Raw genomic sequence first — 26859 nt, forward strand, 5'->3', positions numbered from 1 at the left:
TCTTGATCGCCGGACTCACCGGCTTCGGGGGCGGACACGAGGCCCGATCCGTCACCGGCGGCCGACTACTGGGGTGGCGGTACCGGACTAGTGGTGCTTGCGGGACCGGTGGTGCGTCCCGTTCTGGCCGGTACCCGCGCCCGCCGCGTCACTGGCGCTCGCGCTCGGGTCCACCGCGCCACCGGCACCCGCGTCAGCTGCACCCGGGTCCACCGCACTCGCACTCGGGTCCACGGCGTCACCGCCGGCGCCCGCGTCAGCTGCACCCGGATCCGCCGCGCTCGCGCTCGGGTCCACCGCGCCGGCACCGGCGTCACCGGCACCCGCGTCGCCCGCACCCGCACCCGCGTCACCGGCGCCCAGTGTCGCGCCGGTCGCCGCCAGGGCGGTGGTGACGGGCTGGAAGAAGGTCTCGCCGCCGGCCGTGCAGTCACCGCTGCCGCCGGAGGTCAGGCCGACCGCGCCGCCGTCCTGGGTGAACAGGGAACCGCCGCTGTCGCCCGGCTCGGCGCACACATCGGTCTGGATGAGGCCCGTGACGGTGCCCTCCGGGTAGTTCACGGTGGCGTTGAGACCGGTCACGTTGCCGTCGTGCAGACCCGTGGTGCTGCCCATCCGGAAGACCTGCTGGCCCACGGCGGCCTCGACGGCCTGGCTGATCTGGACGCTCTGCCCGTTGCCGACGTTGACGGCGCTGTTCGCCTGCGTGGCCGGGTCGTCGTACTTGACGAGGGAGAAGTCGCCGTCTCCGGGGAAGGTGGCCTGGTCGACGGTGGCGATGGGCGCACCGTTCGCCGCGTCCGACCACTCGGCGGCGGCGACACCGCAGTGGCCCGCGGTGAGGAAGGCGGGGGTTCCGTCGCCCGCGGTGACGTTGAAGCCCAGCGAACAGCGCGCGTTGCCGCCGAAGATGGCGTCACCGCCGTCGACGAAGGTCTTCAGGGTTCCCGCGGACTTCGAGAGGGTCGCGACGCCGGAACCGAGGCCCTTGACGGTCGACTCGACCGTGTTCCACTTGTCGCCCGTGACGGTGGAGTCCGCGGTCACCCGGATCTCGTTGGTCTTCGGGTCGACGGACCACGCCGTGCCCGGGATCGTCGCGTCGGCCTTGAGGGTCTTGGCGGCGGTCTGCAGCGCGGCGGTGCTGTTCTGCACCTGGTGGGCCACCGCGCCGGCCTTCTCGATCTGGTTGACGACGTTGCTGTTGTTACCGACGACATTGATGACGAGCTGCTTCTGCTGCGCGTCGTAGTACGAGCCGGCGAACGTGTCACCCAGTTGGGAGGCCAGCATGGACGCGACGTCCGAGACGTCGTTCGCCGCGAAGGTTCTGGGAGTGGCGGCATCCCCGTTCGACTGCGACGCGTTGGCGTTGGGCAGCAGCAGAGCCGCTGCTCCGAGCGCCGCGACGCCGCCAACCGCGATGGCGGCCTTGCGCTTGGGTATCCGTTTGTGACTCAACTCTTGACCTCCTGGGGACGGGGTCGATGCCGCGTCCGGCAGCTGACTAGGGGGCGCCTGCTTGCCCGTTGATACGCGTGTGTCACCCGGGGCGTTCAACTGCCATTGCAAATTGCGGGAGTTGACTTCGCCAAAGGTGTCGATTGCGGAGACAACCAGGGCATTTCCTCTACTGGAAGGACGGCGGGACGGGCAGGACCGGCACAGGCGGGACCGCCGAGGCCGGGGGAACCGGAGAGAGCGGACAGCGCCGCCGAGGAGGACAGCCGCATCCAGGGCGGCACGGAAAGTGACCGGTCGACGACGTTCCGTCGACGAGCGGCGGCGGAATCCCGGGTTCAGGGAATCTGCACAGCCCATGCTCACCGAGGTCACCGCGGACCGGGGATCTGCACAGTCGCGCGCCCCCCCGCGCGCCGATGGGCCGGGACTGTCCGATTCCGCGCGGGAGTGGCAAGGGTCAGTGTGGATCGATGCCGCGCAGCATGTGAAGAAGTGGCCGCAGAGGCGTGTGCACCCGTGCACGGTTCACCGCCCATGGAGCACAAGTTCCCAGGTGAGAGCCCTGGTTGATTGGAAGCGCGCCCCGCGGCCGTGCTTTGATCCGTTGCACCGCGGAGGTCGCAGCACAGCTCCCGGCAACGGGAGCCGCACCCCTGCGGTGGCGGCCGTCGTCTGTCCCCCAGAGGGGGCCGCTCTCCCCCTTGTGAATATCCATATGAAGGGAAGTTCCATCATGAACTCCACCCCCCGTGTCGAGACCGCCGAGATCTCCGACGCCGACCTCGACAACGTCTCCGGTGGCCTCGCGCTGAACGCCGTCGGCACCGTCACCGGCCTGGTGGACGGCGTTGCCCCGGTTTCCGGCATCGTCGGCACGGCCATCGGCACCGTCGAGGGTGTGACCGGCCTGAACACCGCCCCGGTCACCGGCCTGGTCGCCGGTCTCTGATCGCGTTTCACGCCGCCGAGTCCCGGAACCGCCCCACCGGTTCCGGGACTCTCGGATGCCGTGAGCCTCTCGAACAGGTGAGAAGAGTCCCGTGCAGTTCCGCCAACAGGCCCTCGCCAAGCTGCGCTCCCCCGAAGAGCTCGACCTTCCGGTGCGCTTCGCCCGCCCCCAGGGCCGGCTCGCCCTGTCCGTGACGGTCCTCGCCATGGCCGCGGCCTCCGTCTGGGCCGTGACCGGCACCGTCACCTCCACCGTCGCAGCGCCCGCCGTCCTCACCCACGCGCAGGGCAGTTACATCCTGCAGAGCCCGGTCGCCGGGCAGGTCACGGCGGTCCTCGCGAAGGAGGGTGAACGGCTCCCCGCGAACGCCCCCGTACTGAAGGTGCGTACGGCGCAGGGGGAGACGGCCGTCGTCCGTACGGTCGCCTCGGGCCGTGTCACCGCCCTGGCCGCCGCCATCGGCGCGATCATCTCGACCGGCGCGAACGTCGCCGCCGTGGAGAAGGCCGCCCACGCCGACGACCCCCTGTACGCGACGGTGTACGTCTCCGCCGCGAGCGCGGCCGCCGTTCCCGCCGACGCCGCCGTCGACCTCACCGTCCAGTCGGTGCCCGCCCAGCGGTACGGAGTGCTGCGCGGCCATGTGAAGGCGGTGGGCCGCAGCGCGCAGACCAGGCAGCAGATCGCCGCCTACCTGGGCGACGCCCAACTGGGCGAGCAGTTCAGTGAGAAGGGCAGGCCGGTCGCCGTGCTGGTCCGCCTCGACCGGTCGTCCGCCACCCGCAGCGGCCTGAAGTGGTCGTCCGCGGACGGGCCGCCCTACGCGCTCACTTCCATGACCCTGGCCACGGCCTCGGTACGGCTGGCCGGTCAGCGCCCCGTCGACTGGCTCCTGCCGTGAGCGCCGCACCGGACACCCGCGGCAGGCGGCGCGCCGCCCCGCCCCGGCGCAGCGTGCCCAGGACCCGGGTCAGGAGCGTCCGCACCCCCACCGTCCTCCAGATGGAGGCCGTGGAGTGCGGTGCGGCGTCCCTGGCCATGGTGCTCGGCCACCACGGCCGGCACGTCCCGCTCGAAGAGCTGCGTATCGCCTGCGGTGTCTCGCGGGACGGTTCGCGCGCGAGCAACCTGCTGAAGGCGGCACGCGGTTACGGTCTGACGGCCAAGGGCATGCAGATGGACACGGCCGCTCTCGCCGAGGTGCGGGGGCCCGCGATCCTGTTCTGGGAGTTCAACCACTATGTCGTCTACAACGGCATGGGGCGCCGTCTCGGACGCCGGGGCGTGCACATCAACGACCCGGGCAAGGGCCGTCGTTTCGTGCCGATGGAGGACTTCGACACCAGCTTCACCGGAGTCGTCCTGGTCATGGAGCCGGGCCCCGGGTTCCGCAGGGGCGGCCGCAGGCCGGGGGTGCTGGGTGCCATGCCGGCCCGGCTGCGCGGCACTTCGGGCACGATGCCCGCCGCGGTGCTGGCGAGTCTGCTGCTGGTGGCGGTCGGCGCGGCCGTGCCCGCGCTCAGCCGGACGTTCATCGACCAGTATCTGATCGGCGGTCAGAGTTCGCTGCTCGGGGTGCTGTTCGCGGCGATGGGTGTCTCGGTGCTGCTGACGGTGGTGCTGACCTGGCTGCAGCAGGCGAATCTGCTGCGTGGCCGCATCATCTCCTCGACGCTCTCCAGCGCACGGTTCCTGCGTCATCTGCTGCGGCTGCCGGTCACCTTCTTCTCCCAGCGCAGCCCGGCCGATCTGGTGCAGCGGCTCCAGTCGAACGACGCGGTGGCCGAGACCCTCGCGCGCGATCTCGCCGCGGCGGGTGTGGACGCGGTCGTCGTCGTCCTGTACGCCGTGCTGCTCTACACCTACGACCCGCAGCTGACGGCTGTCGGCATCGGTGTCGCGCTGCTCAACGTGGTGGCGATGCGAGTGGTGATCCGGCTGCGCGCGACCCGCACCGCCAAGCTCCGCGCCGACACCGCCCGGCTGACCAACACCTCTTACACCGGGCTCCAGTTGATCGAGACGATGAAGGCCACCGGCGGCGAGGACGGCTACTTCCGCAAGTGGGCGGGACAGCACGCCACCACGCTGGAGGAGCAGCAGCGCCTCGGTGTGCCGAGCGCCTGGCTGGGGGTGGTCGCCCCGACGCTGGCGATGATCAACAGCGCGCTGATCCTGTGGATCGGCGGCCTGCGGGCGGTCGAGGGACATGTCTCCGTGGGTCTGCTGGTCGCCTTCCAGGCGCTGGTCACCCGGTTCACCGCGCCGATCACCCGGCTCAACGGTGTCGCCGGCCGGATCCAGGACTTCGCGGCCGACGTGGCCCGGCTCAAGGACGTGGAGGACTTCCGCGCCGATCCGCTCTACGCCCGCCCGGACACCGGCGGGTCCACCCGGCGTCTGCGGGGCCATGTGGAGCTGGAGAACATCACGTTCGGCTACAGCCCGCTCGACGAACCGCTGCTCACCGGATTCTCGCTGACGGTCGGGCCGGGTCAGCAGGTCGCCCTGGTCGGCGGCTCGGGCAGCGGCAAGTCGACGGTGTCCCGGCTCATCTCGGGCCTGTACACGCCGTGGGAGGGCACGATCCGCATCGACGGCCGGCGCCTGGAGGACATCCCGCGCCAAGCGCTCGCGTCGTCCGTGTCCTTCGTCGACCAGGACGTGTTCCTCTTCGAGGGGACGGTCCGCGACAACGTGGCGCTGTGGGACCCGTCGATCCCCGACGACGCCGTGGCCGCGGCTCTGAAGGACGCGGCGCTGTACGACGTCGTCACCCGCCGTCCCGGCGGGATCCACAGCCGCGTCGAGCAGGACGGGCGGAACTTCTCCGGCGGTCAGCGGCAACGCCTGGAGATCGCGCGGGCGTTGGTGCGCAGGCCCAGCATCCTCGTACTCGACGAGGTGACCAGCGCCCTGGACGCGGAGACGGAGCAGACCGTCATGGACAACCTGCGCCGGCGCGGCTGCGCCTGCGTGGTGATCGCCCACCGCCTCAGCACCGTACGGGACAGCGACGAGATCGTCGTGCTCGAACACGGCTCGATCGTGGAACGCGGGCGGCACGAGGCACTGGTGGCGGCCGAAGGCCCTTACGCCGGTCTGGTCAGGGAGCGTTGAGATGAGCACGGTCCACGAAGGCGTCCACGAGCAGGACATGGTGCTCGGCGCGCTCGGCGGCATGGGCACCCATGTCGGCTGCGCGGGAGTGAGCCGTCTCGATCTGGAGGGTCCGCAGGTCCTGTGGCTGGTGGCCGCGGGAGCCATGGACCTGTTCGCGGTCGACGCGGCGCAGCAGGGTCACTGGCATCACCTCGGCCGGCTCGAAGCGGGCTCCCTGCTGCTCGGTCCGGTGACGGGCCCTCAGCACACCCTGGTGGGACGGCCGTTGCGCGGCTGCGAGCTGCGCCGGATCGGGTTGCGCGAGCTGCACCGGCCGGCCGACACGGCTACCTGGTCGTACGACGCGTACGGCAACCCGCAGTTCGTGCCCCCGGCGTCGAGCCCGCTGGAGCACGCCCTCGCGCTCGGCGTGGGACGCGGTCTCTCCATCCTCTTCCAGGCGTCGACGGCCGGGGAGTACACCGCCGCTCCCACCGACGACGACGTGTTCTGGATGCGGGTCCCGCCGGGGAGCGTGCAGTACGGCTCGCTGTACGGGGCCGAGGCGGCGGCCGATCTGCTGATGGACTCCGGTGTCTGGCAGGGCATGGTCGACCAGCAGTACCGGCTGCTGTCCACGCTCGACCGCTGGATCGAGGAGCTGGAGGCCGGTCACGAGGACCGTGCGGCGGCGGGCATCAAGGCCGGTGAGGACGTCCGTGACCGGGCCGACCGGGCGCTGCTCGCCTCGATCGGCAGAGCGTCGGCGAAGCGCCCGACCGCGGCCGAGGCGGACGCCACCTACGCGGCCTGCGAACTGGTCGCCCGCGCAGCCGGGATCACCCTGGCCGCGCGGACGGGCGGCGGCGCGGAGAGCGAACGGCTCGACCCCGTCGAACGGATCGCGCTCGCCTCACGGCTCCGCGCCCGTTCCGTGCGGCTGGACGGGCGCTGGTGGCGTGACGACATCGGCCCCCTGGTCGGCAGCCGGGCGGTGTCCGGTGCGCCGGTCGCGCTGCTGTGGCGGCGCGGCGGCTATGTCGCCGTGCAGCCGTCGTCCGGGCGGGAGACGCCGGTCGAGAAGGCCAACGCCTCGGAGTTCGAGCCGCGGGCCGTGATGTTCTACCGCCCGCTGCCCGAGCACGGGCTCGGCCCGCTGCGGCTGCTGCGGTTCTGTCTGGCGGGCACGGGCGGGGATCTGCGCAACCTCGCGATCAGCGCTCTGGTGACCGTGGCGATCGGCGCGCTGGTGCCGATCGCGACCGGCCGGGTGCTCGGCGAGTACGTCCCGAGGGCCGAGCACGGCCTGATCGTGCAGGTCTGTCTCGCGCTGATGGTCACGAGCGTCGTCTCGGCGGCGTTCACGCTGTTGCAGAACCTCACGCTGCTGCGGATGGAGGGCCGGATCGAGGCGAGTCTCCAACCAGCCGTGTGGGACCGGCTGTTGAGGCTGCCCACGTCGTTCTTCGCGGCCCGCTCGACCGGTGAGCTCGCGAGTGCCGCGCTGGGCGTGAGCGCGATCCGCCGTCTGCTCGCCGGTGTGGGCCCCACGCTCGCGCAGGCGGGCACGGTCGGCGCGATGAACCTGGGTCTGCTGCTCTGGTACAGCGTGCCGATGGCGCTGGCCGCGATCGGCATGCTCGTGGTCGTCGCGGCCGTGTTCCTGGGTCTCGGTCTGTGGCAGGTGCGCGGGCAGCGACGGCTGGTGGTCCTGGGCAACAAGCTCAACAACCAGGCGTTCCAGACCCTGCGCGGGCTGCCCAAGCTGCGGGTCGCGGGGGCCGAGAACTACGCGTACGCGACCTGGGCGGGCGAGTTCGCGCGCAGCCGTGAACTCCAGCAGCGGGTCGGCCGCGTCAAGAACCTGACGACGGTGATGGGCGCGGTGTATCTGCCGTTGTGCTCCCTGCTGATGTTCATGCTCCTGGCGGGCCCGGCGCGGGGCTCGCTGTCGGCCGCGGCCTTCCTCACCTTCAACACGTCGGTGACGATGCTGCTGACGTCGGTCACCCAGATCACCGGCGCGCTGGTCTCCGCGGCGGCCGCGCTGCCGATGTTCGAGGAGATCAGGCCGGTGCTCGACGCGACGCCCGAGGTGCGCGGGGCGAGCACGCGTCCCGGTGTGCTGTCCGGTTCGGTCGAGGCGCGGCGGCTGTCGTTCCGGTACGCCGACGACGGTCCGCTCGTCCTGGACGACGTGTCGTTCTCCGTCCGGCCGGGCGAGTTCGTGGCGATCGTCGGCCCGAGCGGCTGCGGCAAGTCCACTCTGCTGCGGCTGCTGATCGGCTTCGACCGGCCGGTGTCGGGCAGTGTGCTGTACGACGGCCAGGATCTGGGGGCCCTCGACCAGTCCGCCGTACGACGTCAGTGCGGTGTCGTGCTCCAGCACGCGCAGCCCTTCACCGGGTCGATCCTGGACTGCATCTGCGGCACCGAGCCGTACACGCCGGAGGAGGCGATGGAGGCGGCGGAGATGGCGGGCCTGGCCGAGGACATCGCGCGGATGCCGATGGGGCTGCACACGCTCGTCTCGGGCAGCGGCGCGATCTCGGGCGGTCAGCGCCAACGCCTCATGATCGCGCAGGCGTTGATACGGCGGCCTCGCATCCTCTACTTCGACGAGGCGACCAGCGCGCTGGACAACGCGACGCAGCGCACGGTGATCGAGAGCACCAAGGCGCTCAACGCGACCCGGGTGGTGATCGCGCACCGGCTGTCGACGGTGCTGGACGCGGACCGTGTCATCGTGATGGAGAACGGCCGGGTCGCCCAGCAGGGCCCGCCCGCGCAGTTGCTGGCGGACACGGGCGGACGGCTGCACGAGCTGGTGCGGCGGCAGCTGGCCTGAGCGGTCAGTCCGCCCCCGGCACCGGGGCGCCGGAGGGGACACCCGCCTCGACGTAGTCCTCGTAGATCTCCTTCCAGGCCGGAACCCCGCCGGCGTGCGGGCCCTCGGTCGGTTCACCGCGCGCCACCCGGTCGAGGGCGGCGAGGCACACCTCCCAGCCGGCTCCGTTGCGGGCGGCCGTGTCCCGCTCGGCGAGCACGTCGGTGAGCGTGAAGCGGGTGCGCCCGCCGTCGAGGGCTTCGAGGCCGAAGCGCAGTTCGTCACCGCCCCACTCGAAGGAGAGGTGACGGGGCGGGTCGACGGCGAGGACGCGGCCGGTCGACCCGGGCATGTTCGGATCGCCGCTGAAGGTGATCGTGCCGCCGGGGCGCAGTTCCATCTCGGCGCGGGAGGGGAACCACGCGGCCAGTTCGTCGGCGTCGGTCACGAACCGCCAGACGCGGTCGACGGGGTGGTCATAGGTGCGGCTGAAGCGGACGGCAGGGCGGCCGTCGTCCAGGGTGAGGTACGTCCCGGTGCGTGCGGTGGCTTCGGCGGACATGGTGTCTCAGTCCTTCGGTGAGGAAGCTTCCTGTGGGGGTGCCACGCCGTTCGGTTGCCGTCGGCCGGGCGGGAACGGCTCTTCTCGCTGGTCCGACGGCCCTCCCGCCACGTCGTCCAGGCGGCGGCCGAGGGCGTCCAGGCTCTCGTTCCACAGTCTGCACCCGTCGTCCACGTGTGACTGGGTGCCGGCCCGGTCACTCCTCAGGCCGAGGGGCCGCCGTCGGCGGGGAGACGGCGGCCCCTCACCCGTCGCCGACGGCGGGCCGGCGGCCCCTCACCCGTCGCCGACGGCGGGCCGGCGCGGCGGCCCCGCGTGTCTCCCGGACCGGCTCGCCCTCCCCCGGACGGGCCGGTACACGACCAGGGCCCGGTACTCCTTCTCCAGCCTCAACCCGGTGGCGCCGGAAAGCGGTTCACCGTCGAAGGCCAGGATGTCCGCTCCGGCGATACCGTCCAGCTCCAGCCAGGGAACCCGCTCGGCTTCGTAGACCCGTGAGTGCTCCAGGGTCCCGAGGGCCGCGGCGGCGACGGTGCGGGTGCGGGCGAGACGGCGTCCCGCGTCGACCAGGCGCACATCGAGCAGATCGTCGTCCAGGCGCGGCCGGAAGGCGGGGACGAGTCCCTCCGGCACGAAGCGGCCGTTGCCCGCGAGGAGCAGCCACAGGCGACGGGGCCGGCCGTTGACGTTCAGTTCGACCGGGCGGGCGGCGCCGAGCACCCGGGCCAGGGCGAGCGCCGTCGTCGGCGCGGTGGGCCGGCGGCGCTCCAACCGCTCGCGCAGCCGCGCGAGTTCGGGGTACGGGCCGATGCTGAACTCGTTGAGGAACCAGGTGTCCTCTCCCGCCCCCGAGCGGGCGACGCCGATGTCCACCGACACCCCCTCGCCACGGGCCACCGCGCCGGCGGTGTCCTCGAGGTCCCGGACACCCACGTCCAGCGCGAAGCGGTTGGCGGTGCCACCGGGGAACACGGCCAGCGCCAGCCCCCGTTCGGCCGCCGCGCGGGCGGCGACGCCCGCCACGGCGTCGCCCCCGCAGACACCGAGCGCGCCGCCGATCTCCGCCGCCCGGTCGGCCGCCGCGGCGAGCAGCTCCGCGAGGTCGTCGCCGGGGCCTCGCTCGATCACCTCGGCCCCGGGCAGCAGGGCGCGCAGCCGCCGGGCGTGCGGCGGCGGCGCTCCGGCACCGGCCTGGTCGTCGACGATGACGACCAGTCCCTTGCCCAGAGGCAGGGCGGGCGCCCGCGCGGCGGGCCGTTCCCGCTCCGGTACGACGGGGCGCGGCGGCCACCAGCGGCAGGTGAGGGCGGCCGCGCCCGCGCCGATGGCCACGCCGGCGAGGACGTCTCCCGGGTAGTGGACCCCTACGTAGACACGCGAGAAGGCGACGGCTGCGGCCACGGGCGCGACCAGGAGGCCGTAGCGCGTGGACTCCAGGGCGACGGCGGTGGCGAAGGCCGCGGCGGAGGCGGAGTGCCCCGAGGGGAAGGACGTGGTGTGCGGCTGACGGGTCAGGTGCCGGATCGCGGGGACGCCCTCCAGCAGAGGGCGGGGGCGGCGGGCGCTCCACTTCACCAGCGTGTTGACGGTGAACGAGGCCAGCGCCAGCGAGCCGAGGCCCCGCAGCGCCGCCCGGCGCCCGGCCGGCCCGCCGGCGAGGCCGATCCCGGCGGCCGTGCCGAGCCACAGGCGGCCGTGGTTGGCGGCGTGGCTGAGCCGCCGCAGCGCCGGATCGGCCCCGGGCACCCGCGCGGTGGCCACCCGCGTGAACAGCCGCTGGTCCCATTCGAGGAGTGCACCCATGCTCCACCGCTACGCCGCCTCGGCCGTGCCGGCATCCCGGGTGACCCGGAACGGTGACGGGCATGGGCCGTTGGGCGCACGGACCGCCCCGGCGTGGTACGGGCGTACGGCACGGGCGCGGGAACGGCCGGCGTCCGCCGCGGCACCCTCGCACCCACGCACCCTCGCGCCCTCCAGGGAGATACGCCCGTACCGTGGTGACGCGGTGGCGCACGCGGACATGCCGAAGGCCGGTCGACGGCCCCACTCCGTCTGACCGGCCCTCGGTGCGAAATCACATGGCGCCTCGTGACGGTGCCCGCACTCCCCAGCTACGGATACCGGTCCATGTCCACGACGGCCACGCGATCCCGGTCTCTCAGAACGCGAAGACCGTCATCCCGTAGGAGGTCTTCACGCACTCGTTGGCGAAGGTGTGCTCGTACGAGACGCGCTTGCCCTGCCAGACGCCGGCCACCGTGACGACCACGGGGTCGTACTGCCTGGTACAGAAGACATCGTTCCTCGGCGTCAACGCGTCGAGATCACCCTTGACCCCCCGTAGTTCGGCGCAGGCGTCGGCCGCGGCGGGATGGGTCCCGGAGGCCGTCGGGGCGCAGTTCAAAGTGACCGCGCGCTCCGGCGTCGCGACGGAGGCGGTCTGGCCATGGCCCGTGGTGAGCACCAGGGCGGAGGGGGCGTAGAGCCCGGACGGGGCTGCGTGGGCGGACCCGACGAGGGGGCCGCAGACGGCGGTGGCCGTCAGGGTGAGAGTCGCTGCCCAACGCGCGGTGTTCGGCATTGTGTGCATCCTTCCGCTCGATCGAATGCGATACCGGCTCGGTCGGTGCCGGTTCGGCGAGCGCGAGTCTGCCGAGTTCGCACAGGAAACACACATCGACCCCACACGTTTCAGTAACTTTGAGTATTGAATCAGTGGCGCGAAGTTACAGAATTCGAACGGATGAAGCCCGGAACTGAGCGCCCGACGACAACCACCGACAGCCACCTGGCCGGAAAGACACGGCTCAGCAATAGGCCTGAAACATTCCACTTGAACCGTCATGCCGCCTCGACTTCTGCTGTCGGCGGACTTCTCCGGCTTCCCTTGCGCTTCGATCGCGAGAGAGTAATCGTGATTACATGATTACATCGGAGCAACGCGAGAAGCTGCGCGGCTGGTTCGCCGGCCGCCTGCCCGACGATCTCTTCGAGAGCCTCACGGAGGTGACGGCCGACCGTGAGGAGATCACCGTCGTCGGCCGCATCCCCGAGCCGCGGCTCGCCGAAGGCGCCTCGGACGCCGAGAAGGAGTCGGCGCTCCGGGCCCGTATCCAGGAATTCCGCGAGCGCACCCGCGAGGACCGCATGGAGGTGGCCCGTGACGCGGAGCACCGCTTCCGCAAGAAGGTCTCCTGGGGTGTGGAGTGCGGCACCGAGCGCGCCCTGTTCACGCATGTCGCCGCGCCCGTCATGACCCGGCTGCGCCAGCCCGAACGCGAGGTCCTCGACACGCTCGTCGCGGCCGGGGTCGCCCGCAGCCGCAGTGACGCCCTGGCCTGGTGCGTCCGCCTGGTGCAGCGCCACACCGACGACTGGCTGGGCGAACTGCGCGACTCGCTGGAGCAGGTGCAACGGGTCCGCTCACAGGGCCCGGACACCGGGGCGGAGGACGATCCCGGCGACGAGGAGTGACCGGGCGGGCGGCACCTCGGCGACACCGCTCCGGGGGTTGACCCCGCGGTGAGGGCGAGGGCCGTCCTGATCCGCCCGGAGCCTCGGTCGCAAATCGTCCGGCTCCGCCGCTGAGCCTCAGTCGCGGATCGTCCGGGCGATGTCCAGGGTGAGCCGCTGCCAGGGGTCGCGGGGGTCGCGGTCGGTCAGCTCGTGCACCCGGCGCAGGCGGTAGCGCAGGGACTGCGGATGAAGGTGCAGGGCCCGCGCGGCGGCGTTCGCCGAGCCCGAGTCGATGTACGCCGTGAGGGCGTCCAGCAGATGCCGCCGGGCGGCCTCGGCGAGCGGCCCGAGCACCAGGCGCGCGATGTGGTCGGGCGCGGCGGCCGGGCGCCCGGCGAGCAGGGCGAGCACCTGCGCGTCGGCGTCGGTGAGCACCTGCCCGGACCGATGGGCGTGGGCCGGGGCGGTGTCGAGCGCGTCGGCGGCGAGCCGGTGCGCCAGGGCGATCCGGTCCAGGCTCTCGCCGGTGATGACGCACCCGCGCCAGGACCGTTCGCCCATCACCTCCCCGACCCGCTCGGACGCCGCGAGCGGCAGCAGCAGGACGGCGCGTGAGCCCCGTACCGTCGCCAGGGACGTCACCTCGCCCCCGGGAGGGGCCAGCGCGTCCAGCAGGGCCGTCGCCGTCTCGTGGGCGAGATCCGGCCGGTCCGCGGCGGCCGGCTCCGCCGCCAGCAGGCAGTACGGATCCGGGAGCTGGATGCCCAGTCTGGCGGAGCGGTCGGAGAGCGCGCCCACCGAGGCGTGCCGTCCGGCGATGAGGTCGTCGAACAGCAGCCGCAGCGCCCGGCTCCGGTCGCCGGCCAGGTCCTCGCTGGTGGCGGCGTAGGCGGTGGCCATCTCCTCGGAGAGCGTGTCCAGGGTGGCGAGCAGCATGCGGGCGAGCGCGAAGGCGTCGGCGGCGGCGAGCCGGGGCGCGCGGGCGGCGACCTCGTCCGTGAGGACGGTGCCCGCGACCCGGTAGGCGCGCAGCACCGCCTGCACCGGGCGCCCGTCCGCCGCGCGGGCCGAGGCGATGCCCCGGAAACGCCGGAGATCGGCCGGTCCCAGCGTGCCGTCGGTGGCCCACAGGTGGAGCAGCCGCTCCAGGCCCCAGGCCGCGATGGCCCGTACCTCGGGCAGCCGGCTGTCGTCGAGCGCCGCGTACACCGGGACCTGTTCGTGGACCGCCGCGACGATCGCCTCCACGACACGCGGGTCGGCGACCATTTCCTGCCGGACGCGTTCCCGGTCCTCGGACGGCTTGTTTGTCACAAGGTGATGATCCCAGCCGCACGTTGTGCGCACCACGGTGGACGGGACTTGTCACAGTCGCCAGGATCATCGTCGTACAGCGCGGTCTTGGGGACGAGAGGCGGGACGTACGGATGGCGAAGCACTGGGCCGACTTCCAGTACGAGATCTATCTGAACGGGATGACGGGCGCCGTGCCGCGGCTGCCCACCGATCTGACGCGGCTGGAGGAGCTGACCGAGCAGCGGCTCGGCCCCGGTCCGGTCGGCTATGTGGCGGGCAGCGCGGGCGACGGCAGCACGGCGCGCGCCAATCGTGCGGCGCTGGCCCGGCGCCGGATCGTGCCGCGCATGCTGCGTGACGTCCACGAACGCGACCTGTCCGTCGAGGTGCTGGGGCGCCCGTTGCCCGCGCCGCTGGCGCTCGCGCCGATCGGCGTGCTGTCGATCATGCATCCGGACGCCGAGTGCGCCGCCGCACGGGCCGCCGCCGCGCAGGGCGTGCCCTACATCCTGTCCTCCGCCTCCAGCACGCCGATGGAGCAGGTCGCCGAGGCCATGGGCGACGGCGAGCGCTGGTTCCAGCTCTACTGGGCGAAGGACCGCGAGGTCACCCGCAGCTTCCTGGACCGGGCGAAGGCGGCCGGGTTCACCGCGCTGTTCGTCACGCTCGACACCCCGCTGCTGGCGTGGCGCCCGCGCGACCTCGACCAGGCGTACCTGCCGTTCCTGCACGGCGTGGGCACCGCCAACTACTTCTCCGACCCGGCGTTCCGGGCGGGTCTGGCCAAGCCGGTGCACGAGGACCCGAACGCGGCCGTCATGCACTTCGTGAGCATGTTCGCGGACCCCGGCAAGACCTGGCCGGACCTGGCCTTCCTGCGGGAGAACTGGGACGGGCCGATCGTCCTCAAGGGCATCCTGCACCCGGACGACGCCCGGCAGGCCGCCGAGGCGGGGATGGACGGCGTGGTGGTCTCCAACCACGGCGGCCGGCAGGTGGCGGGGTCCGTCGCGGCCGCCGACGCGCTGCCCCGCGTGGCGGCGGCGGTGGGCGACCGGCTCACCGTGCTCTTCGACAGCGGCATCCGCACCGGCGACGACATCTTCAAGGCACTCGCCCTCGGGGCACGGGCGGTGCTCGTCGGACGTCCCTACGCCTACGGTCTCGGCCTCGACGGGCAGCCGGGCGTCGAACACGTCGTCCGCTGTCTGCTCGCCGAGTTCGATCTCACCCTCGCCCTGTCCGGACACGCCCGTCCCGCCTCCCTCGGCCCCGAGGACCTCATCGAGGAGACCGCATGACCGTCACCAAGAACGTGCTCGCCGTCGTCTCCGCGCACGTCGGCGGCCGTACGGCGGGAGCGGCGCTCGCCACCCTCTTCCCGGGGCAGGTCCGTGTCACCGTCGTGGAGACCACGGACGAGGACCCCGCCGCGCTGCGCGAGGCGCATGTCGTCGTCACCGGCCTCGGCCCCGTGACCGCCGGACACATCGCCGCCGCACCGGACCTGGAGCTGATCCAGTGCGCGAGCCACGGCTTCGACTACGTCGATCTGGACGCGGCGCGCGAGCGGGGCATACCCGTGTGCAACATCGGTTCCAGCGGCGCCGAGAAGCAGAACGTGGCCGAGCAGACCTTCGCCCTCATGCTCGCCCTGGCCAAGCAACTGGTGCCCGCCCACACCGCGTTGACCGAGGCGGACTGGGCACTGCCCCGGCTCCAGCAGTCGATCACGGAGCTGTCCGGCAAGACGCTCGGGATCGTGGGACTCGGCCACATCGGCGAGGAGGTCGCGCGGCGGGCCGTCGCGTTCGACATGAGCGTCGTGTACGCCGGGCCCACGCGCGCGTCCGCCGAGACGGAGGCCCGGCTCGGCGCCCGCCATGTCGAACTGGAGGAACTGCTGCGCGTGTCGGACTACGTCAGCCTGCACGCGCCGCTCACCGACGCGACCCGTCATCTCCTGAACGCCGAACGGCTCGCGCTGCTCAAGCCGACCGCGTTCGTCGTCAACACCTCGCGTGGCGCCCTGATCGACCAGGACGCCCTCGCGGACGCGCTGCACGCGGGCACCCTCGCCGGAGCGGGCCTCGACGTCTTCGACCCCGAACCGCCCACCCCGGCCCTGCGGTTGCTCAAGGCGCCGAACGTGGTGCTCTCCCCGCACGTCGCCGGCGTCACCCGCGAGACCCTCGTACGGATCGCACTGGCCGCGGTCCAGAACGCCGCGGACTTCGTGACGGGCAAACCGCCCCAGGACGTCGTCTCGTAGCCCGGGCGACGGGCGACGGGCGACGGGCGACGGGCGACGGGCGACGGCGGATCGGAGCCCTGCCTGATCGGCGCCCCGCTCAAGGACGTACGGTCCGTCGGCGTCTTCCGGGACGCCGGCGGGCCAGAGGCTTTCAGGTGCCGCAGCCACCGGCATCGACCGCCGCACCCTCCAGCGCATCGAGGCCGGCACCAGCGACCCTCGCTACGGCGACCTCCTGCGGATCGCCGCAGTCCTGGATCAGCGGGTCTCCGTCCTCGTCGACTGACGACACGACGAGACCCCGCCCATCCGCCACGGGGGGAAGCAGACGAGCGGGGCCGACAATGGGGTCTACCAGGTGTAGGCATGGCCGTCCGGGGTGACCCTGAGGGTGAACTCCTCCAGCGGAGGACGGCCGGCGGAGAGCCAGCGCCCGAGGGCCTCCTCCGCGGCATCCCACAGGGCGACCGGGCCGTCCTGCCGCACGGTCCACCGGTCGCCCTCTTCGTAGACAGCAGCCCACGCACCGGTGTCGACGTCGACCAGGACGTGCTCGTGGCGCCCGTTCTGCTCCAGCGTCAGGCTCTGCGCGTACGGAACGGCGTCCTGGACGACGAACCGGGCCGTCCAGTCGTTCAGGACGTCGACGCCAAGGACGGCCTCCCGCTCTTTGCCCACGCTGAGATCAGGCAGTAGCCCGAGCGGCGGTGCCAGGTGCGGCCGGGCGAGCATGAAGCTGACCTGACCGCTGAGCAGCGACCCGCTCGCCGTCCCGTCGTCGTGCACCGTCAGCCGGGCCAGGCTGGAGGACGCCAGCCATCCGCCGACAGTGGCCAGGATCAGCCCGCCGGGTCGCGTCTGCTCGATCCATGCCTGAGGAACGGTGCGGACCCCGCACGTCGCGATCACCCGGTCGTACGGGGACTTCGCAACGTGGCCCAGCAGACCGTCTCCCGTGACGAGTGTGGGGTACAAGCCGAGTCGACCGAGGGCCGTTTGCGCATGGGCAGCCACGTCCTCGTCGTACTCGACCGACGTGACGCAGTCCTCGCCGAGACGCCGGCAGAGCACGCCGGTGGAGTAACCGGTCCCCGTGCCGATCTCCAGCACGCGCATCCCGTCCTCGACTTGGAGCTCTTCGAGCATGCGGAGCACGAGGGAGGGCAACGTGCTGGAACTGGTGGGCGAGCGCATGATCTCGCCGCAGATGTCGGCCGGAACGATGGTGCCGGCGATCTGGGTGACCAGCGACTCGTCTTCGTAGCAGGCGTCGAGCCACCTGGGGTCGTCCTCCAGGATCGGCGCCCAGGCCGAGGGAGAGCCGCTGACCCGGCGGAAGAATCCGCCCCGCAGGAACTCGTGCCGCGGGACCGCCGCGGCGGCTTGCTTCCACGGCGCGGTGCGCAGACTGCCGTTCGCGGTCAGTGTGCTGACGAGCTGCTGGAGCAGTGCCTGATCGCTCACGTCGTCCTCTCCAAAAGGTCTGCCAGGGCTGCGCGCATCGGCAGACCCGTCTCGGACTCCAGCCAGTACCACTGGCCGGACGGGTTGCACTCCAGGAACCACCATCGCTGCTCGCGGTCGACGGCAAAGTCGAAAGCGCCGAAGACGAGCCCGAAGTGGCGCAGATAGCTGTGCAGCGCCTGTTCGATGCCCGGTGGCGGCTGGACGACGGTGTAGGTGAGGTGGCTGTAGTCAGTGCGCCAGTCGAGCAGATCGGAGTCGATCCGCACGCAGAAGACGCGGTCACCGATGACGGTCACCCGGACGTCGCCGGTCTTGGGCACGCGCTGTTGGAACAGGTGAGCCGTCCCTGCCACGTCGTCGTCGACCTCGTCGACCGAGACTTCGGCGACCTTCACGACGGACGACGCCCCGTCGACGAGGTAGACCGGATTGTGGAGCGGCTTGTAGATGACCGGCGTGTGCCGCTTGATGAAGGCCCGGGCGGCATCGGGGCTCGAAGTGATGAGCGTGGGCGGTACGTCGAAGCCGGCCGCGACGGCGGCGGCCAGCCCGGCGGACTTGAACTCCGCGTCGCCGATGCGGTGCGGGTGGTTGACGTACAGACAGCCGGGCAGGGAGGCCAGCACTCCCCCGAGTCCGTACCGCGCCTGGGTGACGGCGAACCGGGCGTCTTGCTCGTCGAGATGCGGGAAGGCGAACCCGGAGGGGCGCCGGTAGTACAGGGATCGGATGCCTGCGAGGTCGGCGGTCCGGGACGGGGTGCTGATGGTCCCCTGGATGCCGTGAGCGGTGATCTCAGCCTCCACCGACAGTGCCCCGGGGAAGTCCCCGGAGTCGAGCCGCACGACCGGGACACCTCGGTCGTGCAGCTCGGTGATCACCACGTCGGCGGTGGGGTCGTACAGGGCGGTGACGACCAGCACCGGACGCGGATCGGTCACTGGTCGGAGTCGCTCCCGCTGTCGCTGTCCTGCGTCGAACCGTTGCCGTCGGGGCTGGTCCCCGTGGACGGGGAGGTCCCCGTGCTGGTGCCGTGGCCGGGCATCTCCATGACCCGCCCGCTGCCGTCGAAGAATCGGGCGGTCTGGGTGGCAGGGTCCAGGTCGGCGTGCGCGTAGGCCGGCGCCATCGTCGGGTACGGTGCCATGCGCTGTACGCCCCACGGGGTCGGAGTGACGCTGCCGGACGGAACCGGCGACGAGGCCGGGAGGCGGTCGGAGTGGACGAACACTGTTGCTCCTCTGTCTGAAGCGAGTTGATGGCGAGACCCGGCCCGTCGGCGTCTTCCGGGACGCCGACGGGCCGGGCGAATGTGGGTGCGGCCCTGACCCGAACGGCCGCCATAGGGCCCCGTACGCCGGGGCGGGCGGCCGAACTAGCGGCGGGGGCGCGGCGCGTCGACGCAGCCGGCGTGCACGCGGGCGGTGATCGCGCCACCTGAGTTGCTGACCTGGTCCAGCGGTACGGCGTCGTCGGGACGACGGATCGCACGGTCGCAGGCGACGCACATGACCTGGCCCGTCAGACTCTCGAAGTGGTCGCACAGCGCGATAAGGGAGCGCGCCAGCTTCCGCGCGTACGCCACGTCACCGCCGAGGCCCATCGCGGGCCGGGCCCGGAGCTTGCCCCGGGCCTCACCGACGCACGCGAGCGCGCAGTAGCGGGGGATGTCGTCACGATGCAGTCGGCCTGCCAGCTCCTCGACCTCCGGGATCAGCCCAGTCATGTACCCGCGCAAGGTCTCCGTCAGCGCTGGCCCTTCGAGTCCGGCGGGCAGGTCCTCCGAGGGCGGCAGCAGCGCGGCGATCGTCTGCCGCATCCCGGCCACGTCCACGACGGCACCGCGTCGGGTCTCGGTGTTCACCGGCCGACTCCCGTCCGGCGGTGGAGAGGACAGGCGCAGTCCGGGAACAGCGTCCCCAGGGCCACCGGGTCGGGCTGGTAGTCGTACGGCACGACGACCACGGCGCGCGGCCGGGTCACAACTCCTGTACGGCTGACGGTGCAGACGCTGAGCGTCATCTTCGCGAAGGCTTCGCGTCCGTCCTCCGACGCTCTGCTCTCTGTCATGTCGACGCTCCCTCACAGGTTTGAGCGTTGGCCACGCACCCGGGACCGGTCGCTCGGTCGCCGGGGTGCGATGTCTATGCATCGAGAGTCGTCTTCCGCGGTTAGCTCCGGGATGACCGGCGGGGGTTACCGAGGCGGTAATACACTCGTTCCCGGTTCGGAAAAGGTCACCGCAGCGCATACGATCACCCCGGAAGTCGGCCCGATGGATGCCACCACCCCCGGCCCGCTCGACCCTGACCTCCTCGATCGAGATGACGTCAGGCGAGCTCTGGCAGAACACGACTTCGCAGCAGCCTTCGCCCTGATCAAGAAGTGGGGCGGACTGTCTCAGAACCGGATCGCCGTCGCCTGCCAGCTCACCCCCGGCAAGGTCTCCACGATCATCAGCGGACAGCAGCACGTCACCAGCTTCGACGTCATCTGCCGCATCGCCGACGGATTACGCATCCCCGGGCGCATGGTCGGCTTGGCCGACCGCCCGTGGGAGACCCGTCCTCAACCCGACCCGCCTCCACCGGCCTCACGGTCTTCCGACGGCGCATCCTGGCGCCCCTCAGCGACCGTTCACCAGGCCGCTGACCTGACCAGGAGTGACCTCGTGATGGACCGCCGCACGGCAGCGCGCACAGTCGCCGGCACCGCCATCTCCGGCGCCACCCTCCTCGACTCCCTGGAAGCCTGGCTCCAACCCCCTCCAGCCGCGGACCCAACCGTCAGGCGCGGCAGGATCGGACGCCGGGAGGTCCAGGAACTCGAAGCCACGGCGCAGGCGTTCCGCGCCTGGGACCACAGATACGGTGGCGGCCTGCGCCGAAAGGCCGTCGTCGGCCAGCTGAACGAGGTGGCCGGCCACCTCGACGAGCACCAGGCGCCCCCTGTCGAGCAGGCCCTGTTCCGGGTGATGGCGCAACTCGGCGGCGTCGCGGCCACCATGGCCTGGGATTCCGGACTTCACAAGCAGGCCCAGAACTACTATCTGCTCGCGCTCCGCGCCGCGCACGCGGGCGGTGACGCATGCTTCGGTGCCAACGTGCTGGCCGGAATGGCCCGGCAAATGCTGTACACCGACAGGCCACAGGACGCTCTCGAACTCATCCGCCTGGCGCAGAAGGGCGCACGCGCCTCGGCCTGTCCCCGCGTCCGGGCCATGCTGCACACCCGCGAGGCTTGGGCCTACGCAGCCATGGGCCGGACCGCCGCCTTCGAACGGGCGACCCAGGAGGCAGCCGAAGTCCTCGCTGATTCGCCGGGCGCCGAAGAGCCCTACTGGATCGCCTACTTCAACGAGGCGGAGCTCGCCGGGGTCACCGGCGGCAGGCTCCTCGACATGGCCCGGCACAACCCCCACGAGCACGCTGAGGCTGCCGCCGCGAGCATCCGCAACGCTCTCACAACCCGCGGCTCGGAAGCAGGCCGCAGTCACGCCCTGGACCTCATCGGGCTGGCTGAGTGCCACTTCCTGGTGGGCGACGTGACTGGGGCGGTCGAGCAGACCCACAGGGCCGTCGACGCGGCGGCAGACACCCAGTCGGGCCGGGTCCGCACGCAACTCGGCCAGCTCTACCCGTACACAGTGGGTCGATCGACCTCAAGTGCGGTCAGCGAAGCGCGGGCCAGACTCCGCGAAGTCCTCTCCGTCTGAAGGGAACACAGTGGCCACGATCGCCGTGACCGGGCACATGGATCTCACCGAGGACAGTGTGCCTCTGGTGCGGGACGCCCTGCGAGAACTGCTGAAGCCGTACGCGGCGTCCGGCGACCTGGTCGGCCTCTCGTGCATCGCAAAGGGCGCCGATTCAATCTTCGCCGAGGTCGTCCTGGAGCTCGGGGGCAGCCTGGCTGTGGTCGTCCCGTCCGCGGACTACCGCGAGAGCAAGGTGAAGCCCGACCACGCCGAGACCTTCGACCGGCTCACCGCGGCCGCCGACCAGATCAACGTCCTCGACCATGACACGGCCAACAGGGCCGCGTACGAGGACGCGAACCGCACGCTCCTCGGGCGCGCGGATCATCTCGTTGCCGTCTGGAGCGGCGAACCGCCGAGCGGCAAGGGCGGAGGTACGGCAGACACCGTCCTTGAGGCCCGTGCGGCCGGTCTGCCTGTCGATGTCGTCTGGCCGGAGGGCGCCGCCCGGAGGATCTGACACAGCAGAGCCGCCCGCAACTCCCCCGTGGCGGGCGGCCCGTGTCTGGTGTCCAGAGATCAAGTTCGGTACCGGTACACAGCGCTCTTGGCCGCTGAGCTACACCGGTCAAAGCCGGCGGCGGGATTCGAACCCGCGTCTCCCGATTTACAGTCGAAGTAACCGGTACCTTCGCACCTGGACGCGTCTACCGTAGCCACACAACCGCCGCCGGGCACGGGGTTTTTACGGCAGCGGCCATCCGACCGTACTCAGGGCCGCTCGGTCCGCCAGCGCTGGATGTCGGAGTAGTCGCGGACCTTGACCACGATGTCGGCTCCGGGGTCCGTGGACGCGGGTGCGACGGCCAGTCCGTCGCGCCCGCGTGACAGCAACTCGCCCTCGTCGGTGAGGTCGTAGCGCATGTCCTCGCGCCGCTTCTCGTCCTCGCCGGCACAGCGGCCGAGGAGCAGGACACCGTCGTCGGCCCGTGCGTCGAGGCAGAGCCCGGTGCTCGCGACGCTGCGCAGCAGTCCGTCCCGCTCGTACACCCATTGCTGGGTCCAGGCGGACGAGCACACGTCCAGCGTGGCCTCGGCGCCTTCCACGGCCCTGGCGTCCCGCAGGCCGAGGCACAGGTCGGCGTCCACGTTGCGCAGCCGGGTCCGCTCACCCTTGGACGCCACTTCGGCCTCGGTGGACGGCGTGGACATCACGGGCGGGACCTGAGAACCCTGGGCCGGTGACAGCGTCCGGCTGCTGCTCGCTCCGATGGCGGCGGCGGAGTCGGTGCCGCCCTCCTCGTTCGGCCACAGACTGACCGCGAGGACGGTCGCCACCAGTGCGGCCGACAGACCGGCCCCGGTGACCAGGGCCTGCTGGGACACCTCGGCCGGCCTGGCGGCCCGTCGCCCCTTCGACGCGAACAAGGGCTGCGGACGACGGCGCCCGCCGCCCGCCGGGTTCGCACCGCCTTCGGCGCGCCCCTCCCCTCCACGGCGTCCGCCCGTGCCGGCTCGCCCTCGGACCGCCGGGGTCTCGCCGCTCTCCGCGCGACCACGGCCCGCCGGGATCTCGTCGCTCTCCGCGCGACGCGCGTCGTCTCCGGAGCGCGTGTCCTTCCCGGTCCGCTCGGCTCCCGCCGGGCGTCCGTCGTCCGGGAGACGTCCGTCCTTCCCGGAGCTCTCAGCGCCGCGCTGCCGCCTGCCCCGGAACCGGGAGACGCTGCGCGGGCGCAGTCCCTGCCGCCCGCGTGCCCGGCGGGAGTCGTAGTAGCGGCGGGCGCCCCAGCCGAGCACGGACTCGGCGATCAGAAGCCCCAACCCGCCCTCGAAATGGCTGAGTTGTGCTGCCGCGTACCGGCAGTAGGAGCACTCCGACAGATGCTCCTGTACATCCGGCAGCAGGGCTCCGCCGCGCCGGATCGGCGCGTCGAGGAGCCGGTTGTGGAAACCGCATTCCCTGGTCGGGGCGAATTCCAGATGTGCCCGCAGACAGGCCTGGCGGAATTGCTCGCGGGCCTGCTCCCAGGCGGCGACCGCGATGGGCTCCTCCATGCCCAGAAGACCGGCCGGCACGGACAGCGACTCGGCCTCCACCTCGGTGTGCCACAACAGGCATCGGGCGACGCCCGGAAGACCGAGGAAAGCGTGTTCGGCGAGTTTGCGGTTCTCCGCCGTCATGGACTTCGCCGCGCGCATTCCGCGTCCGCCCGCGGGTTTTTTCAAGGCCGGCAGGGCTTCCGACATCCGGTCGTCCGCGGCCCAGGTCCGGACCGTGTCCCGCACCGTGACGAGGAGTCGGGGCCGCAGCGCGAGAGCCTGCTCGCCCTCCCCGAGGCCGTCGAGGACGTGACGGAAGGAGGCCTCGGTGACCATGGAGGCGACCTGCGAGGACGTGGCGAGGCAGATCACCGCGTAGTCGTACGCCGGGCGCCAGTGCCGGGCTGTCAGCAGGGCGACGGGACGGGTGGTGTCGGCCTCCTCCCCGTCTCTCAGCACGGCGGCGAGGTCCTCGTCGGACTCGCCGAAATATCCGCCGGGCGGACGGTCGGGCAGCGGCGGGTGGGGGGTGCGCACGGGAGCGGGTTCCTTCCGAGGTGCAAGGGGCACACAGGTCGTGCTTGCCCGTCGAAAAGGAGTCCCGATTGGTGTGGACCTTTTGACGGAGCGCCGGGAGAACGGCCGGGGACGAAGGCCGTGCGGCGACCGTCGTTCAGGGAGCTTCTCGAGCTCGTCGACAGCCGGGAATGGCGAACAGCGATTCAGACCCGGCCCTTGACCAAGCGCGGGAGGCTCACCCTCGCACAACACACTCGTCACCAACAAGGCGCACGAGCCAGATCAGCCTTATTGAAAACATGTCAAAAGCGATCGACGACTTGGGGGCCGTCCGGCTTTCGGCATTTCATGCGCCCCGTGTGAACCGTGCGCACACACCGGCTTCTCACGCACGCTCCCCGCGCACACGACCCCGCGGTCCACTGGGACCGGCCCTTCTCGAAGGCCCCGCGCGGGACGGCGGGCGTTCCCACGCGAAACCGGCCGCCGACCCCGCTCCTCCCGCCCTCGGTCGGCGGCCCCGGGGCCATTTCAGGGGACCTTGCATTCGCGCCGCATTACGGCAAACAACCATGAATAAGCGGATTCTGACGGAGGGATACGGACTCACGGATCCGGCCGATGCCGGCCCGGCGCTCACTTCCGTCCCGCGAGCCGCACCGGCCGCGAGGGCGCGGCGCGCGGGCCGTCCGCTGCGAATGGCTTTCCGGACCCTCCGCGTTCGAGGGTGCTCGAGTCGCCCAGCCACTAGTCTGGAACCCGGACGACGCGCTTGTTCACTGTGAGTGTGCGCACAAGGGAAAGTGGCGACGATGAGCCCGGTCCACCCTCTCGACGAGGCCGCCACCGCACAGGCGGTCATCGACGGGAACGGCACCCTGATCCACTGGAGCGAGGGCGCCCGCCGACTCCTCGGCTATTCCCCCGAGGAGGTCGAGGGCCGCCCGGCGGCGGATCTCCTGGCCCCCGGGAGCACGGGTCCGCTCCCGGAGCCCGGCGACGACCGCCGTTACGGAGTACTCGCCCTGCGCCACCACGACGGCCGGGTCCTGCCCGTGTGGCTGCTTGCCCATCGCCTGGAGCGGGGCGGAGGCTGGCTGGTGCTCACCCCGCTGGAAGGCCAGGAGCCCCGCACCCTGGAGGACCCGCTCGTCCGCGCCGTCCTCGCGCAGGCTCCCTGCGCCATAGCCGTCTACGACGAACGGCTGCGGCTGTACGGCCTCAACGACGCGATGTGCGAGGTCGTCGGTCTGCCGGAGGACCGCATCCGGGGCCTGCGGGTCTCCGAGATCGGCTCCCGGCGGGCCGGCGAGCAGCTGGAGCGCGAGATGGCCGAGGTCCTGGCCTCCGGCCGCCCGCGTGCCGTGGCGACGTACGCGCGCGCAGACGGCGAGGACCGGCCGCAGCACTGGCTCGCGCGGATCGCCCCGCTCACCGACACCCATGGACGTGTGATCGGCGTGTCCGTGGCCGCGCACGACTTCACCGAGCAGTACCAGGCCCGCGAGCGGCTCCAGCTGGTCAACGAGGCGAGCATGCGCATCGGCACCACCCTCGACGTCACCCGGACGGCCCAGGAGCTGGCCGACGTCTGCGTACCCGCCCTCGCCGACTTCGTCAGCGTCGATCTGCTGGACCCCCCGGAGAACGGAGGCGAGTACGACGTCGAACCGCCGGCCGCCCCGGTCACGCTCCGCCGCGCCGCCCACCGGTCGGTGAACGAGGGCAGCCCGGAGGCCGTCCTCGAACCCGGTGACGCCGACGTCTATCCCGTGTCCTCGCCGCAGGCCGACTCTCTGATCGCGGGCCGGCCCCTCGTCGCGCCGAACACGAGCGGCACGCTGGAGGAGTGGCTGAGCTCGGACGGACCGCGCGGCAGACACGTCCGGGAGCACGGCGTCCACGCCACCATGTCGGTGCCCGTCCGCGCCCGGGGCCGGACCCTCGGGGTCGTCGTCCTCAGCCGGTTCCGGCGGCGCGACCCCTTCACCGCCGACGACGTGCTGCTCGCCGAGGAGGTCACGGCCAGGGCCGCCGTCTGCATCGACAACGCCCGTCGCTTCTCCCGCGAGCGGCAGACCGCGCTGGCCCTCCAGCGCAGCCTCCTGCCCCAGTCCCTTCCCCGGACGGCGGCCCTGGAGATGGCGTCGCGCTATCTGCCCGCGGCGCGTGCCGGGGTCGGCGGCGACTGGTTCGACGTGATCCCGCTGTCAGGGATGCGGGTCGCCATGGTCGTCGGCGATGTCATCGGCAACGGCATCCAGGCCTCGGCGACCATGGGCCGGCTGCGCACCGCCGTCCGCACCCTCGCCGACATCGATCTGGCCCCGGACGAGCTGCTCACGCACCTCGACGACCTCGTCGTACGGCTGTCCGCCGAGGCCGGGGCCGAGGAGACCACCGGAGAGGTGGGCGCCACCTGCGTCTACGCGGTGTACGACCCGGTCTCCCGGCGCTGCACGCTCGCCAGCGCGGGCCATCCGCCGCCCCTCGTCCTGCCGCCGGACGGACCGCCCCGGCAGATCGACGTGCCGCCCGGTCCGGCGCTGGGCCTGGGCGGGCTGCCCTTCGAGTCGGTCGAGCTCGAACTGCCCGAGGGCACGGTGCTCGCGCTGTACACCGACGGCCTGCTGGAGAGCCGCGACCGGGACGTCGACGCCGGCCTCCGGCTGTTCTGCCGGGCCCTGGAGGAGTCGTCGCGGCATCTGGAGGGGGCGGCCCACGCGATCCTCCGGGCGCTGCTTCCCGCGGGCGGCGCGCCGGACGACGTGGCGCTGCTGCTCGCCCGTACCCAGGGCCTCGCCGCGTCCGACGTGGCGACCTGGGACATCCCCGCCGACCCCGCCCTCGTCGCGCCGATCCGCAAGCAGGTCGCCGATCAGCTGGAGATCTGGGGCCTGACCGTGGCCACCTTCACGGCCGAGCTGGTGGTCAGCGAACTGGTCACCAACGCCATCCGCTACGGCGAACCGCCCATTCGGCTGCGGCTCATCCACGACGCCGAGACCCTGATCTGCGAGGTCTCGGACAGCAGCCACACCGCGCCGCATCTGCGCCGGGCGAAGACCTTCGACGAGGGTGGACGCGGGCTGCTCCTGGTAGCCCAGCTCACCCAGCGCTGGGGCAGCCGGCACACCCCGGAGGGCAAGACCATCTGGGCGGAGCTGTCCCTCCTCGGCGAGGAGTGAGTACCCCACCGGGACGGAGCCGGAGCGGGACCGCG

22 protein-coding genes are annotated in these 26859 nt (G+C 71.9%); 11 read left to right on the plus strand and 11 right to left on the minus strand.

Annotated features, from left to right (window positions below; all coding sequences use genetic code 11):
- Window positions 1–87: 87 nt before the first annotated feature.
- A complete protein-coding gene (locus tag OG780_RS05100; RefSeq protein ID WP_328445110.1) occupies window positions 88–1461 on the minus strand; it encodes a S1 family peptidase in 1374 nt (457 codons plus the stop codon).
- 736 nt (window positions 1462–2197) lie between these two features.
- On the opposite strand from OG780_RS05100, the gene OG780_RS05105 reads away from it, so the two are divergent.
- The 4 genes from OG780_RS05105 to OG780_RS05120 all read left to right on the plus strand — a co-directional run bounded on the left by OG780_RS05105 (window position 2198) and on the right by OG780_RS05120 (window position 8363).
- A complete protein-coding gene (locus tag OG780_RS05105) occupies window positions 2198–2413 on the plus strand; it encodes a type A2 lantipeptide (protein WP_326783939.1) in 216 nt (71 codons plus the stop codon).
- Between the two features lie 91 nt (window positions 2414–2504).
- Window positions 2505–3314, plus strand: a complete 810-nt coding sequence (locus OG780_RS05110) for an HlyD family efflux transporter periplasmic adaptor subunit (protein ID WP_328445112.1) — start codon at window positions 2505–2507, stop codon at window positions 3312–3314.
- Window positions 3311–5533 carry an NHLP family bacteriocin export ABC transporter peptidase/permease/ATPase subunit gene (locus tag OG780_RS05115; RefSeq protein ID WP_328445114.1) on the plus strand — a complete coding sequence of 741 codons (2223 nt, stop codon included), beginning with the start codon at window positions 3311–3313 and terminating at the stop codon, window positions 5531–5533. Before OG780_RS05110 ends, OG780_RS05115 begins: the two co-directional genes overlap by 4 nt.
- A 1-nt stretch (window position 5534) precedes the next feature.
- Window positions 5535–8363 carry an NHLP bacteriocin export ABC transporter permease/ATPase subunit gene (locus OG780_RS05120; protein WP_328445116.1) on the plus strand — a complete coding sequence of 943 codons (2829 nt, stop codon included), beginning with the start codon at window positions 5535–5537 and terminating at the stop codon, window positions 8361–8363.
- A gap of 4 nt (window positions 8364–8367) precedes the next feature.
- Here the strand turns inward: OG780_RS05120 and OG780_RS05125 are convergent, their stop codons facing one another.
- The 3 genes from OG780_RS05125 to OG780_RS05135 form a co-directional block, all read right to left on the minus strand.
- A complete protein-coding gene (locus tag OG780_RS05125; RefSeq protein WP_328445118.1) occupies window positions 8368–8904 on the minus strand; it encodes an SRPBCC family protein in 537 nt (178 codons plus the stop codon).
- 276 nt (window positions 8905–9180) lie between these two features.
- Window positions 9181–10707, minus strand: coding sequence for a phosphatase PAP2 family protein (locus tag OG780_RS05130; protein WP_328445120.1), 1527 nt, complete (start codon window positions 10705–10707; stop codon window positions 9181–9183).
- Window positions 10708–11065: 358 nt separating this feature from the next.
- Complete coding sequence (locus tag OG780_RS05135; protein ID WP_326783946.1) at window positions 11066–11488, minus strand: subtilase-type protease inhibitor; 423 nt, start codon at window positions 11486–11488, stop codon at window positions 11066–11068.
- 341 nt (window positions 11489–11829) lie between these two features.
- Here OG780_RS05135 and OG780_RS05140 point away from each other — a divergent pair, with 341 nt between their 5' ends.
- A complete protein-coding gene (locus OG780_RS05140; protein ID WP_328445123.1) occupies window positions 11830–12381 on the plus strand; it encodes a hypothetical protein in 552 nt (183 codons plus the stop codon).
- A gap of 117 nt (window positions 12382–12498) precedes the next feature.
- Here OG780_RS05140 and OG780_RS05145 read toward each other — a convergent pair whose 3' ends face one another.
- Window positions 12499–13677, minus strand: coding sequence for a PucR family transcriptional regulator (locus OG780_RS05145; RefSeq protein ID WP_328445125.1), 1179 nt, complete (start codon window positions 13675–13677; stop codon window positions 12499–12501).
- A gap of 113 nt (window positions 13678–13790) precedes the next feature.
- On the opposite strand from OG780_RS05145, the gene OG780_RS05150 reads away from it, so the two are divergent.
- From OG780_RS05150 to OG780_RS44565, 3 genes are all read left to right on the plus strand, one after another.
- Entirely contained in the window at window positions 13791–14960 is a 1170-nt protein-coding gene (locus tag OG780_RS05150) for a lactate 2-monooxygenase (protein ID WP_328445127.1), read from the plus strand.
- Entirely contained in the window at window positions 14957–15931 is a 975-nt protein-coding gene (locus OG780_RS05155; protein WP_328445129.1) for a 2-hydroxyacid dehydrogenase, read from the plus strand. Before OG780_RS05150 ends, OG780_RS05155 begins: the two co-directional genes overlap by 4 nt.
- A 178-nt stretch (window positions 15932–16109) precedes the next feature.
- Complete coding sequence (locus OG780_RS44565) at window positions 16110–16199, plus strand: hypothetical protein (RefSeq protein WP_443062299.1); 90 nt, start codon at window positions 16110–16112, stop codon at window positions 16197–16199.
- Window positions 16200–16264: 65 nt separating this feature from the next.
- Here the strand turns inward: OG780_RS44565 and tgmC are convergent, their stop codons facing one another.
- The 5 genes from tgmC to OG780_RS05185 form a co-directional block, all read right to left on the minus strand.
- A complete protein-coding gene (gene tgmC, locus OG780_RS05165) occupies window positions 16265–17377 on the minus strand; it encodes an ATP-grasp peptide maturase system methyltransferase (RefSeq protein WP_328445133.1) in 1113 nt (370 codons plus the stop codon).
- Window positions 17374–18321 carry an ATP-grasp ribosomal peptide maturase gene (gene tgmB, locus OG780_RS05170; protein WP_328445135.1) on the minus strand — a complete coding sequence of 316 codons (948 nt, stop codon included), beginning with the start codon at window positions 18319–18321 and terminating at the stop codon, window positions 17374–17376. Before tgmB ends, tgmC begins: the two co-directional genes overlap by 4 nt.
- A complete protein-coding gene (gene tgmA, locus OG780_RS05175) occupies window positions 18318–18611 on the minus strand; it encodes a putative ATP-grasp-modified RiPP (protein ID WP_328445137.1) in 294 nt (97 codons plus the stop codon). The genes tgmB and tgmA overlap by 4 nt, the downstream gene beginning before the upstream one ends.
- A 144-nt stretch (window positions 18612–18755) precedes the next feature.
- Window positions 18756–19244: a DUF6415 family natural product biosynthesis protein gene (locus tag OG780_RS05180; RefSeq protein WP_328445139.1), complete on the minus strand. Its 489-nt coding sequence runs from the start codon at window positions 19242–19244 to the stop codon at window positions 18756–18758.
- Window positions 19241–19450 (minus strand): hypothetical protein, encoded by a 210-nt coding sequence (locus OG780_RS05185; protein WP_328445141.1) that lies wholly within the window; start codon window positions 19448–19450, stop codon window positions 19241–19243. The genes OG780_RS05180 and OG780_RS05185 overlap by 4 nt, the downstream gene beginning before the upstream one ends.
- A 205-nt stretch (window positions 19451–19655) precedes the next feature.
- Here OG780_RS05185 and OG780_RS05190 point away from each other — a divergent pair, with 205 nt between their 5' ends.
- Both OG780_RS05190 and OG780_RS05195 read left to right on the plus strand, forming a co-directional pair.
- Window positions 19656–21095, plus strand: coding sequence for a helix-turn-helix domain-containing protein (locus tag OG780_RS05190; protein WP_328445143.1), 1440 nt, complete (start codon window positions 19656–19658; stop codon window positions 21093–21095).
- Between the two features lie 10 nt (window positions 21096–21105).
- Entirely contained in the window at window positions 21106–21597 is a 492-nt protein-coding gene (locus OG780_RS05195) for a hypothetical protein (RefSeq protein ID WP_328445145.1), read from the plus strand.
- A gap of 251 nt (window positions 21598–21848) precedes the next feature.
- Here the strand turns inward: OG780_RS05195 and OG780_RS05200 are convergent, their stop codons facing one another.
- Window positions 21849–23654: an RICIN domain-containing protein gene (locus tag OG780_RS05200; RefSeq protein WP_328445147.1), complete on the minus strand. Its 1806-nt coding sequence runs from the start codon at window positions 23652–23654 to the stop codon at window positions 21849–21851.
- Between the two features lie 794 nt (window positions 23655–24448).
- Between OG780_RS05200 and OG780_RS05205 the strand changes: the two genes are divergently transcribed.
- Window positions 24449–26824, plus strand: a complete 2376-nt coding sequence (locus tag OG780_RS05205) for a SpoIIE family protein phosphatase (protein ID WP_328445149.1) — start codon at window positions 24449–24451, stop codon at window positions 26822–26824.
- The last annotated feature ends 35 nt before the right edge of the window (window positions 26825–26859 follow it).

This window comes from Streptomyces sp. NBC_00386 (assembly GCF_036063235.1).
Classification (GTDB): domain Bacteria; phylum Actinomycetota; class Actinomycetes; order Streptomycetales; family Streptomycetaceae; genus Streptomyces.

Excerpts from the sequence above, each read along its gene's own strand:
- OG780_RS05155 (WP_328445129.1), top strand. The coding sequence starts at position 14,957 with ATGACCGTCACCAAGAACGTGCTCGCCGTCGTCTCCGCGCACGTCGGC.
- OG780_RS05105 (WP_326783939.1), top strand. The coding sequence starts at position 2,198 with ATGAACTCCACCCCCCGTGTCGAGACCGCCGAGATCTCCGACGCCGAC.
- OG780_RS05140 (WP_328445123.1), top strand. The coding sequence starts at position 11,830 with ATGATTACATCGGAGCAACGCGAGAAGCTGCGCGGCTGGTTCGCCGGC.
- OG780_RS05150 (WP_328445127.1), top strand. The coding sequence starts at position 13,791 with ATGGCGAAGCACTGGGCCGACTTCCAGTACGAGATCTATCTGAACGGG.
- OG780_RS05120 (WP_328445116.1), top strand. The coding sequence starts at position 5,535 with ATGAGCACGGTCCACGAAGGCGTCCACGAGCAGGACATGGTGCTCGGC.
- OG780_RS05185 (WP_328445141.1), bottom strand. The coding sequence starts at position 19,450 with ATGACAGAGAGCAGAGCGTCGGAGGACGGACGCGAAGCCTTCGCGAAG.
- OG780_RS05190 (WP_328445143.1), top strand. The coding sequence starts at position 19,656 with ATGGATGCCACCACCCCCGGCCCGCTCGACCCTGACCTCCTCGATCGA.
- OG780_RS05130 (WP_328445120.1), bottom strand. The coding sequence starts at position 10,707 with ATGGGTGCACTCCTCGAATGGGACCAGCGGCTGTTCACGCGGGTGGCC.
- OG780_RS05205 (WP_328445149.1), top strand. The coding sequence starts at position 24,449 with ATGAGCCCGGTCCACCCTCTCGACGAGGCCGCCACCGCACAGGCGGTC.
- OG780_RS05135 (WP_326783946.1), bottom strand. The coding sequence starts at position 11,488 with ATGCCGAACACCGCGCGTTGGGCAGCGACTCTCACCCTGACGGCCACC.
- OG780_RS05125 (WP_328445118.1), bottom strand. The coding sequence starts at position 8,904 with ATGTCCGCCGAAGCCACCGCACGCACCGGGACGTACCTCACCCTGGAC.